Here is a 10,580-nt window from a genome sequence, read left to right on the forward strand (position 1 = left end):
CCGTCGATGGTCCCGATGATGTTGGCGATGCGCTTGGAGCTGGCGTCTATGTCCTGCATGGTCGTCACCACCTGCGCCACCATGACGCCGCCGCGCGAGGCGACCTCGGCGGCCTCGCCGGCCAGGCGGCTGGCGACCTGCGCCGACTCGGCGCTGTTGCCCACCGTGCCGCTGAGCTGCTGCATGGAGGCCGCGGCGCGCTGCAGGCTGGCCGCGGTGCTGGCCGTGCGCTGCGAGAGGTCGGTGTTGCCGCTGGCGACCTCGGCGCTGGCGAGCTGGATGCTTGAGGCGGCTTCGCGCACCTGGCCCACCAGGCGGCGTAGGTGCGACTGCATGTCGCCCAGCGCCGACAGCAGCCGCGCCGTCTCGTCGCGGCCGCTCACGGGCGGCGGCGTGCTCAGGTCGCCCTGGGCGATGCGCCGCGCCAGCGCCACGGCCTCGTCCAGCGGGCCGCACACCGAGCGCAGCGTCAGCGCCATCAGCGGCAGGAAGATGGCCAGCACGCCGCCCACCAGCGCCAGGCGCAGCCGCGAGGCCAGCGCCATGCCGTCGGCCAGTTGCGCGCGCGTGGCGGCCTCGTTGGCGAGCTGGGCCTGCTGCAGCGCCTCGCTGGTGGCCTGCAGCTCCTTGACGGTGTCGTCGGCCGTCGAGGCGTAGGCCAGCGCGGCGGAGGCGTCCATCTGAGCGGCCTGCAGCTTCTCGGCGATGGGCGTGATCACGTCGGCGTACTCGCCGGCGAGCTTTTGCTGCTTGTCCACCAGTGCGGCGATGTCCGCGGCCTGGTTGCTGGCCTCCAGCAGCGCCTGGCCGCTTTTCTTGAAGTCGGCCAGCCGCGCCTTCCACTGCGCGAAGTAGGTTTCGACCTCGCTGGGGTTGGAGACGGCCTGGGCGATCATCGCGGCCTCGAAGCGCCGCAGCGCCGACAGCGACTCGCGCAAGGACCCGGCGGCGGCGCTGGCCGCGGTGGCCTGGTCGAACAGCCGGGAGACGGTGGAGATGCTGCTGGCCGTGGAGGCCCAGCCCCAGACGCCTACGACCACCAGGGCGGCGGTCACCAGCGTCATGACCAGCAAAAAGCGGGTACGGATGGAAATCTGGCGAAGCTTGGACATGGGATGTGTCGTGGTCCGTCCGATGCCGGTTGGCGGCATCGGGTGATGCGAATGCGCCCGCGGGTGGTGTTCCCTGAGGCAACAGGCCGCCGAAAGAGTTGTGCTTGCTTTCGGCGGAAGGCGCGCGGACAACGCAAGTTCCGTTCACAGCGCGGGCTGGTTGGTCCCGCAACCGATCATCCCGATCGGTCATGTCGCGCGCCTGTCAAGCACCATTATGGGTGGAAACAGGTGCGCCCGCACCAGCCTGGGGCTGGTGTTTCCCCTGGGCGGCTTACGCCAAGGAGAGTTTGGCGCCGCGGCCGCCGCGCGCCGGCGTGGCCGCGCGGGCGGGCACGGGCTTGGGTGCGTGCTGCCGCGCGGCCTTGCGCAGCTCCACGGCGTTGACTTCGGCCACGGTGGCCTCGCCCGGCGAGAGCCGGAACATGCGCATGGAGTTGCGCACCGCTTCCACCTGGCGCTCCAGCGAGTGCGCGGAGGCTGAAAGCTCCTCCACCATGGCCGCGTTCTGCTGCGTGATGGTGTCCAGGTGCGTGACGGCCTCGTTGATCTGCGAGAAGCCGCGCTGCTGCTCGGAGGCGGCCAGGCGGATGTGCTCCAGCGTGCGGCTCACGTCGGTCACCGAGCGCAGCGCGCCTTCCATGCGGGCGCGCGCGTCGGCGGCGCGCTGCGTGCCGTCGGCCACGCACGAGGACGATTCGGTGATGAGCGCGCGAATCTCGTGCGCCGCCGTGGTGGTGCGCTGCGCCAGCGAGCGCACCTCGCCCGCGACGATGGCAAAGCCCCGGCCCTGCTCGCCGGCACGCGCGGCCTCGACCGCGGCGTTGAGCGCCAGGATGTTGGTCTGGAAGGCCACGTCCTCCACCACTTTCATGATGTCCTCGATGCGGCGCGAGGAAGCGGCGATGCCCTGCATGGTGTCGGAGACGGCCTGCACGGCCTCGAAGCTGCGCTGCGCGATCTCGGCCGTGGCGCTGGCCTGGCGCGCCCCCTCGCCGGCGGCGTCGGCGCTCTGGCGCGCGGTGCTGCTGATCTCCTCCATGGAGGCGGCGGTCTGCTGCAGGCTGCTGGCCTGCGACTCGGTGCGCGTGGCCAGCTCGTCGTTGCCCGCGGCGATCTCGGTGGAGGCCAGGTCCGTCTGCTGCACGCCCGCGCGCGTGTCGCTCACCACGGCGCGCAGGTTGACCGAGAGCTGCTTGAGCGCCTGCTGCAGCTCGCCGGCCAGGCCGGGCGAGCCGGTTTGCACGGGGCAGGCGAGGTCGCCGGAGGCCAGGCGGTAGGCCTGGTCCAGCACGCCGTGCAGCGGGGCCATGGTCTGGCGCCACAACAGCCACGAGGCCAGCGCCGCCACGGGAAGGGCGGCCAGCCAGCCGCCGGCGGGCAGCCCCTGCGCCGCGGCGGCCACGGCCACGGCGGCGCCGACCTGCAGCGCCGCGATGCGGCCGGCCGGACCGGGCTTGAGCGCGGCCAGCATGCGGCCTGCCAGATCCGTGCGCCGCACGGCGCCCCGGTGCAGCGCCAGGCCGCGGCGGCCCTGGTGCGCGTCCTCGCGCATGCGGGCATACAGCGCTTCGGCCGCCTGCACCTCGGCGCGCTGCGGCGCCGTGCGCACCGACAGGAAGCCGACGATGCGTTCCCCGTCCCTCATGGGCGTGGCATTGGCCCGCACCCAGTAGTGGTCGCCGTCCTTGCGGCGGTTCTTCACCAGCCCTGTCCACGGCAGGCCGGACCCGATGGTGGCCCACATGTCGCGAAAGGCCTCCTCCGGCATGTCCGGGTGGCGCACGATGTTGTGCGGCTGGCCCAGCAATTCGCTCTCGGTGAAGCCGCTGACCTCGATGAACGCCGCGTTGCAGTAGGTGATGCGGCCCTTGAGGTCGGTCACGGACACCAGGGTTTGATCCGCGGGAAAGGAATATGCCTTTTGGCTGACCGGTGAATTGTTTCGCATGTTTTTCCGGCAATGGGACTTGAGGTGGAAATTGCCTTGGTTTTGGCAATTCTGTCCGGAAATATGTATGCCTGAATACTGCGGATCACAGGCAAAATTATAGTGTTTGTGTCCGGGCTCCGTGGTTATCGGATAAGTTGCCTGGGAACGTAAGGCGTGAATGTTTCGAAATTGTTAAAGCACGGATCAGGTCAATAAGCAGGGTTATGGAAAGCGATGAAGAAAATAGTTCTCCCGTCTGACATGGATCAAAGTGCCCGCGGCGGCAGCTGATCCGGCCCGCTGTCCCCTGGGGAATTCCCCGGGGGGTTCGGGGGAGCCTGCCCCGCGGGTGGGTCTGTGCCCGCCAGTGTCCCCGTGGCCGCACGCGTGTGCACCCTGGGCACTCTCGACTGGGACGGGCATGGTCGGAACAGGTATTTCAGCCGGGATCGCCGTTGAGAATCGAGTTTGCCGATATTTCATGGACGCCTGAAATATTCGTGATTTCAGGCAGAGTGTTCGATCCTCAAAAAGCCTTGGGGATAGGCTTTGGGTGCTGCAATGGAATTTCCAGGCGCCGGGGGGCGGAAAATGGAAATTCAGGCCGCGTTTGCATGTGGAGCGAGCGGCCGTGCGCGTGCTAGACGATTGCCAGCGGCTGTTTGTCGTCCGGCGGCGGAAACAGCGCGTCCAATTCGGTCAGCGCCTGCTCGTCCAGCGTGATGGCGCCGGCAGCCGCGTTCTCGCGCAGGTGCTGCTCGCGCACCGCCTTCGGAATGGCGACGACGTCGCCGCGCTGCAGCAGCCAGGCCAGCGCCAGTTGCGCCGGCGTGGCGCCCAGGCGGCGGGCGATGGGCAGCAACTGCGGCTCGGCCGCCAGCGCGCCCTGGTCCATGGGGCAATAGGCCATGAAGGGCAGCCCGCGCTCGCGCTGCCAGGGCACGAGGTCGAACTCGATGCCGCGCTGCGACAGCGAGTAATACACCTGGTTCACGGCGCAGGCGCTGCCGCCGGGCACGCGCCACAGCGCCTTCATGTCGTCGAGGTCGAAGTTGCTCACGCCCCAGTGCGCGACGTGTCCGCGCGACTGCAGCGCCTCGAAGGCGGCCACCGTGTCGCGCAGCGGGTGCGAGCCGCTCCAGTGCAGCAGGTACAGCTCCAGCCTGTCCAACTGCAGCCGCCGCAGGCTGCGCTCGCAGGCCTGGGGCAGGCCCTGGAGGCTGGCGTTGTGCGGGTAGACCTTGCTGACGATGGTCAGCTCCTCGCGCCGCACGTCGCCGGCGCGCAGCGCCTCGGCCAGCGCCTGGCCCAGCACCTCCTCGGCGCCGCCTTCGCCGTACATCTCGGCGGTGTCGAACAGCCGCACGCCCAGCTCCAGCGCCTGGCGCACGGCCTTGACCTCGGCCGCGCGGCTGCGCGGCGACTCGCCGTAATGCCAGGTGCCCAGGCCCAGGGCGGGCAGTGCAGTGCCGTTGGGAAGCGTGACGGTGCGCATGGCGTGCTCCTGGAGCGTGGCGATGCGCGCCATCCTAGCCCCGGGGGTCAGCCGAGCTGGGCGTGCGCCGCGGCGGGCTGGGCGTCGTCGGTCGCTTCCTCGTCCTGCGCCTGGCCCTGGCCTTCCCAGCGGTCCACGATGGCCGTGGCGATGCCGTTGCCGATCACGTTGGTGGCGGTGCGGCCCATGTCCAGGAACTGGTCGATGCCCATGATCAGCAGCAGCCCGGCCTCGGGCAAGCCGAACAGCGGCAGCACCGCGGCCACCACCACCAGCGAGGCGCGCGGCACGCCGGCAATGCCCTTGCTGGAGACCATGAGCACCAGCAGCATGGTGATCTGCGCGGTCAGCGACATCTCCACGCCGAAGGCCTGCGCCACGAAGAGCGCTGCAAAGGCCTGGTACATCATGGAGCCGTCGAGGTTGAACGAGTAGCCCAGCGGCAGCACGAAGCTGGCAATGCGCCGGCGCACGCCGAAGAGCTGCAGTTGCTCCAGCATCTTGGGATAGGCCGACTCGCTGCTGGCCGTTGAGAAGGCCACCAGCACCGGCTCGCGCAGCAGGCCCAGCAGCCGCTTCATGGCCCGCGGACCCAGCACCAGGGCGCCGGCGGCGATCATCACCAGCCACAGCACGGCCAGCGCGACGTAGAAGCCGCCAATGAACTTGCCGTAGGTCAGCAGCACGCCCAGGCCCTGCGTGGTCACCACCGAGGCGATGGCGGCAAACACGCCCAGCGGGGCGAACTTCATCACGAAGTCGGTGAGCTTGAGCATGATGTTCACCAGCTCCTCCACGAAGCGCACCGTGGTGGTGGTGGCGTCACGCGGCAGCGCGGCGATGGCAAAGCCGAAGAACAGCGAGAACACCAGGATCTGCAGGATGGCGTTGGTGGCCATGGCCTGAGCGATGCTGGTGGGAAAGACCTGCGTGACGAAGTCCGCCAGGTTGAGCGCCGAAGTCTTCAGCCCGGAAGTTGCGCTCACATCCGGCAGCGGCAGGTTGAGCGCCGCGCCGGGCTGGAACAGGTTGACGAAGACCAGACCCAGACCCAGCGACACCAGTGAGGCGGTGATGAACCAGGTGAGCGCCTTGGTGCCCACGCGGCCGACCATGCGCGCGTCGCCCATGCTGGCCACGCCGGCCACCAGGGTGGCGAACACCAGCGGCGCCACCACCATCTTGATCATGCGCAGGAACACGTCGGTGACGATGTTGAAGTAGCGCGCGGTGTCCTTGGCCGCGGCGGCGTCGGGTGCCCAAGCGTGGCAGGCGTAGCCGGCGGCCACGCCCAGCACCATGGCCACCATGATCTGGCGCACCAGGGGGTTCATTTTCTTCACGGGAATGTCTCCAGGCAGCGGCCCGGTGCCGCGGGTGGGCACGGGCCGTCGGTTGCCCCGGGGCCGGGGCTTTGTGGGTCAGGTCGGCGAGGCGGGACGGCTTACAGGCTCAGCGGCTGCGGCTGCGTCAGCGCCTCGGGGCGCAGCAGGTGGTCCAGTTGCGCCTGGGTCAGCAGGCCCTTGTCGAGGACGATGCGGTAGACGCTGCCGCCGGTGGCGTGCGCCTCTTGCGCCACGGCGGTGGCCTGCTTGTAGCCGATGTACGGGTTCAACGCGGTGACCACGCCGATGGAGTCGCGCACCAGGGCCGCGAGGTGGTCGCGGTTGGCGGTGATGCCGTCCACGCAGCGCTCGGCCAGCGTCAGGCAGCCGTTGCGCAGGTGGTTGACGCTCTTGAACAGGCTGTGGGCGATGATGGGCTCGAAGGCGTTGAGCTGGAGCTGGCCCGCCTCGGCGGCGAAGCTCACCGTGATGTCGTTGCCGATCACTTCGAAGGCGATCTGGTTGACCACTTCCGGGATCACCGGGTTGACCTTGCCCGGCATGATGGACGAGCCCGCCTGCATGGCCGGCAGGTTGATCTCGCCCAGCCCGGCGCGCGGGCCGCTGGAGAGCAGCCGCAGGTCGTTGCAGGTCTTGGAGAGCTTGACCGCCACGCGCTTGAGCACGCCCGACAGCTGGACGAAGGCGCCGCAATCCTGGGTGGCTTCGATGAGGTTGGGGGCCGTGATCAGGTCGATGCCCGTGGCCTCGGCCAGGCGCTCACGCACCCTCGCGGCGTAGTCGGGGTGGGCGGTGATGCCGGTACCGATGGCCGTGCCGCCCAAGTTGATCTCGTGCACCAGGGCCACGGCCTCGCGCAGGCGCTGCTCGTCCTCGCCCAACATGGTGGCGTAGGTGGAAAACTCCTGGCCCAGGGTCATGGGCACGGCGTCCTGCAGCTGCGTGCGGCCCATCTTGAGCACGTCGGCGAACTCCTCGGCCTTGCGCTCGAAGGCGCGGCGCAGTACGGCCATGGCCTCGATCAGGCGCAGGATGCCGAAGTGCGCCGCCACCTTCAGCGCGGTCGGGTAGACGTCGTTGGTGCTCTGGCTGAGGTTGACGTGGTCGTTGGGGTTGAGGTGCTGATAGTCGCCCTTGGCATGGCCGAGCAGCTCCAGCGCGCGGTTGGCGATGACCTCGTTGGCGTTCATGTTGGTCGAGGTGCCGGCGCCGCCCTGGATGACGTCCACCACGAACTGCTCGTGCAGCTTGCCCTCGCGCAGCTCGCGGCAGGCGTTCACGATGGCGTCGGCGCGCTGGGCGTCGAGCAGGCCCAGGTCCTGGTTGGCGCGGGCCGCGGCCTCCTTGATGCAGGCCAGGGCCTTGATCAGATCGGGGTAGATCGCGATGGACGTGCCGCTGATGGGGAAGTTTTCCACGGCGCGCAGGGTATGCACGCCGTAGTAGGCCTGGGCCGGAACTTCGCGCCCGCCCAACAGGTCATGCTCGGTGCGGGTTGCGTTCTCAACGGGGGTAACGGAGACGGAAGCTTGGGTGCTCATGGCTGGTTGGGCAAGAGTCCGGGCTTCGGCGCGGCGCCAGTGCCGCGGCGTTTTCGTTGCTCTTTCCATGCCCGGCAGCGTAGGCAGCGGCCCCTGGGGCGTCCAATGACGATGCGGCGCGCGGCGATGCACGCCGCACATGGCCTTGCGCGGCGCGCATGGCCTCTTGCGCGCCACGCATGACATGCGCGCCGCGCGCGGCGGCCCCATGCGGGCCGCGCGGGCCTGCGCCGCCGCGCGGGTTGGGGCTTTCCCTAGGAGGCGGGCTACGCCGAGGGCGGCAGGCCGTCCTGCAGCGCGGCCCAGGCCTGCAGCGCGCGCGGCTTGGTGGTCTCGGCGCGGCGGTACAGGCGCGTCTCCAGCTCCAGGGCCCAGCTCTCGTCGCCGGCCGGGACGAGCTCGCCGCTGTCGAGTTCGCGCCGTATGAGGCTGGCGGGCATCCACGCCACGCCGTGTCCGGCCTTGACCAGCGGCTTGAGGCCTTCGGCAATCGGGTTCTGGTAGCAGCAGCGCAAGTACACGCTATGCTGCTGGCGCTGCTTGAGCGCGAAGTCGGCCGCTTGGCCCAGCATGGTGTCGGGTCCGTAGGCCAGGTAGGGCAGGGGCTGGCGCCGCGTGCCGGGCAGGGCGAACAGGGGCTGGCCTTGCGCGTCGGCCTTGCTCACGGGCAGGAAGCGCTCGCTGCTGAGCAGCACCGAGGGAAAGCGCTCCGGGTCCAGCATGGCCGAGACGGCCGGGTGCGCGTAGGCCAGCATCAGGTCGCAGCTCCCCTCCACCAGGGCTCGCACGCAGCTGTGCATGTTCTCCGGCACCAGCCGCACGTCAAACGGCCCAATGCGCTGCTGGCAGGCCTGCAGCCAGTGCGGGAAGCACACCACCGACAGCGTCTGCAGCGACGTGATGGTCACCGCGTCATTGCTGGGCTGCAGCCGGTCGCGCAAGTCGTCACGCACCTCCAGCAACTGGCGCACGATCTCCTCGGCCGTGTCGCGAAACACCATGCCCGCGGGTGTGAGCGACGTGGGGTAGGCACTGCGGTCTACCAGGGGCACACCTACCCACAGCTCCAGGGCCTTGATGCGCCGGCTCAACGCCGATTGCGTGCAAAACCGCTCGGCCGCGGTGCGGGAAAAGCTGCGCGTGCGCGAAAGGCTCAGCAGGTCTTCGAGCCACTTGAGTTCCATGAAAGTCCCGTCCTGTACGCCGCCGGGCTGCTTTGGCAAAGGCGCCCGCGAAAAAAGCCCGGCAGTCTAGCGACCCGCGGCGCATATCCCCATTCGACGGCCATGCGCCTTTCCATGCTGGGGCGTCCTACCCATGGGAGGACGCTGCCCGCCCCGGCTCCGGGACATGCTTTTGTTGAAGGCGGGCGATAACTTCAAGCTCACAGTTTGAAAATATTTGTTTCGCAACCCGTTGCCGTCGATAAAAACAGCATGAGCAAATTGAGTGGATTCGGTAAAAAAATCCATTGGTTCGCAAGTAATTCCAGTCTTGATGCATTTACCTAACATTTGTTTCCATTTTTCGATGACGCCCCCTATTTGATTGATGGTGCTGCGTGTAGCCGTTCGTATAAGTTGGCGCCCAGGTGGAGAGTTTCAGCAAGAAGCAGTAGAAGGCACGGAAGTAAATCCATTCCAAGTGTTTGCCCCGGTTGATATTCCGGGGTATGCATTGCTGCGTGCTGATTTTTATTTTCTGGGGTGGCGACTTTCTCGCAAGGCGCAAAACATTTCCGGGTTCGAACCGAGATGCGGGCCCGAGGGTGATTTACGGCCATCGGTGAATCGTTTTGGAAGAGGGAGCGTATGAAATACATGGTGAATGCAGTGCGCAAAGCGGCAGCGGCGTCCCTGGTGGGCGCAGCCGGCTTGCTCTTGACGGCCTGCGGCGGAGGAGACGAGGCGTCCCAGCAGTCGGTTTCGACAGCGCAAGGACTGGAGCAGGCCACCGCGGCCAAGGGCGAGCGCCAAGTGGCGCGCAAGCTGCTGCGCCGCTATGCGAAAAAGGGCGTCACGTCCATGGCGCTGTCGGCGGACGGCACGGTGGTGGCCGTGGCGCGGGCCGACGGCAAGGTACGGGTGCTGGACACCGGCAACGGCGCGGACGTCTCCAAGTTCAGCATCGACATCGGCACGGTGGCCACCGGCATCGTGATCAACAACACGAGCAACTACCTCGCCGTGGTGGGCCGCGACAGCGAAGTGCACGTCTTCGACTACGCCAGCGGCAAGAAGCTGCTTACGCTCAACGGCCACGAGCATCCCATACGCAACATCGCCCAAAGCCCGGACGGCAGCCTCATCGCCACCGTGGGCGAGGAAACGCGGGTGATGGTCTGGCGCGCCGCCACCGGCAAGCTGGCCAAGGTCTTCAGCGGCCACGCCGGCTTCGTGAACTCGGTGGCCTTCAGCCCGGACGGCACGCTGCTGGCCAGCGGCGACGCGGCCGGGCGCATCCTGGTGTGGAACGTGGCCACAGGCAAGCTCGTCTACACGCTGCGCGGCCATGCCGACGAGGTCAACGACCTGGCCTTCCGCCCCGACGGCAAGGTGCTCGCCAGCGCGGGCGTGGACGGCCAGGTGCTGCTGTGGGACCTCTCGCAAGGCGTGCGCACCCAGGCCTTCTCCGGCCACAAGGCGAGCGTGCGCAGCGTGGCCTTCAACGCGGACGGCAGCGTGCTGGCCAGCGGTGGCGAGGACGGGCAGATCTTTGTCTGGAACATGGCCTCAGGCCAGTTGGACAAGCAGCTCAGCGCCACCACCGCAGCCGTCAACGCGCTGCTGTTCGACAGCAAGAACAAGAACCTGCTGTTTGCCGGCAACGACGACAACCGCCTGGTGCGCTGGAACGTGGCCAGCGGCGTGGGCAGGTAGCACCGAGAACAAGGGCAGCCCCCACCCACCAGGCGCCTTTGGCGCGCCTGGAATTGGGCCGCGCCTGCCCGGCACAAGCGACAGACCACAAATCAGGAGTTGAGCCATGAGGCCAGCCGCCAGTTCCCGGGGAAGGTATGCAGCGCAACAGTGGCTGCTGTGGTTGATGGCATGGCTCCTGGGCCTGCTGTGCTGGGCGCGCCCGGCGCAGGCGGCCGACCCGGCCCAGGGCCCGGGTGGCCCCATCCTGGTGCTGACCAACGGCTCTTCCGAC

At 68.3% G+C, this 10,580-nt stretch carries 7 protein-coding genes; 1 reads left to right on the forward strand and 6 read right to left on the reverse strand.

Translation table 11 applies throughout. The features are described 5' to 3' along the window. The 6 genes from ALA01S_RS29060 to ALA01S_RS29085 form a co-directional block, all read right to left on the reverse strand. Window positions 1-1,112, reverse strand: a 1,112-nt coding sequence (locus ALA01S_RS29060; protein WP_066342903.1) for a methyl-accepting chemotaxis protein, incomplete at its 3' end; no start/stop codon positions are given. A gap of 274 nt (window positions 1,113-1,386) precedes the next feature. Continuing rightward, window positions 1,387-3,003, reverse strand: a complete 1,617-nt coding sequence (locus ALA01S_RS29065; protein WP_307189758.1) for a methyl-accepting chemotaxis protein — start codon at window positions 3,001-3,003, stop codon at window positions 1,387-1,389. Between the two features lie 682 nt (window positions 3,004-3,685). Further along, entirely contained in the window at window positions 3,686-4,540 is an 855-nt protein-coding gene (locus tag ALA01S_RS29070; RefSeq protein WP_066342918.1) for an aldo/keto reductase, read from the reverse strand. Between the two features lie 47 nt (window positions 4,541-4,587). Beyond that, the gene (locus tag ALA01S_RS29075; RefSeq protein ID WP_066342909.1) at window positions 4,588-5,874 is read right to left on the reverse strand and encodes a dicarboxylate/amino acid:cation symporter; all 1,287 of its coding nucleotides are present in this window, start codon (window positions 5,872-5,874) and stop codon (window positions 4,588-4,590) included. Between the two features lie 110 nt (window positions 5,875-5,984). Then, window positions 5,985-7,427, reverse strand: a complete 1,443-nt coding sequence (aspA, locus tag ALA01S_RS29080) for an aspartate ammonia-lyase (protein WP_066342911.1) — start codon at window positions 7,425-7,427, stop codon at window positions 5,985-5,987. A 266-nt stretch (window positions 7,428-7,693) separates the two neighbouring features. Beyond that, a complete protein-coding gene (locus ALA01S_RS29085; protein ID WP_066342913.1) occupies window positions 7,694-8,611 on the reverse strand; it encodes a LysR family transcriptional regulator in 918 nt (305 codons plus the stop codon). Window positions 8,612-9,238: 627 nt separating this feature from the next. Here ALA01S_RS29085 and ALA01S_RS29090 point away from each other — a divergent pair. Next, window positions 9,239-10,306, forward strand: coding sequence for a WD40 repeat domain-containing protein (locus tag ALA01S_RS29090; RefSeq protein ID WP_066342914.1), 1,068 nt, complete (start codon window positions 9,239-9,241; stop codon window positions 10,304-10,306). Window positions 10,307-10,580: the final 274 nt, after the last annotated feature.

The sequence above is a fragment of the Azohydromonas lata NBRC 102462 genome (assembly GCF_001571085.1).
Classification (GTDB): Bacteria; Pseudomonadota; Gammaproteobacteria; order Burkholderiales; family Burkholderiaceae_C; genus Azohydromonas; species Azohydromonas lata.

Bases quoted from the DNA above. Each gene is read 5' to 3' on its own strand.
- ALA01S_RS29070 (WP_066342918.1), bottom strand. From the start codon at position 4,540: ATGCGCACCGTCACGCTTCCCAACGGCACTGCACTGCCCGCCCTGGGC.
- ALA01S_RS29075 (WP_066342909.1), bottom strand. From the start codon at position 5,874: ATGAACCCCCTGGTGCGCCAGATCATGGTGGCCATGGTGCTGGGCGTG.
- aspA (WP_066342911.1), bottom strand. From the start codon at position 7,427: ATGAGCACCCAAGCTTCCGTCTCCGTTACCCCCGTTGAGAACGCAACC.
- ALA01S_RS29085 (WP_066342913.1), bottom strand. From the start codon at position 8,611: ATGGAACTCAAGTGGCTCGAAGACCTGCTGAGCCTTTCGCGCACGCGC.
- ALA01S_RS29090 (WP_066342914.1), top strand. From the start codon at position 9,239: ATGAAATACATGGTGAATGCAGTGCGCAAAGCGGCAGCGGCGTCCCTG.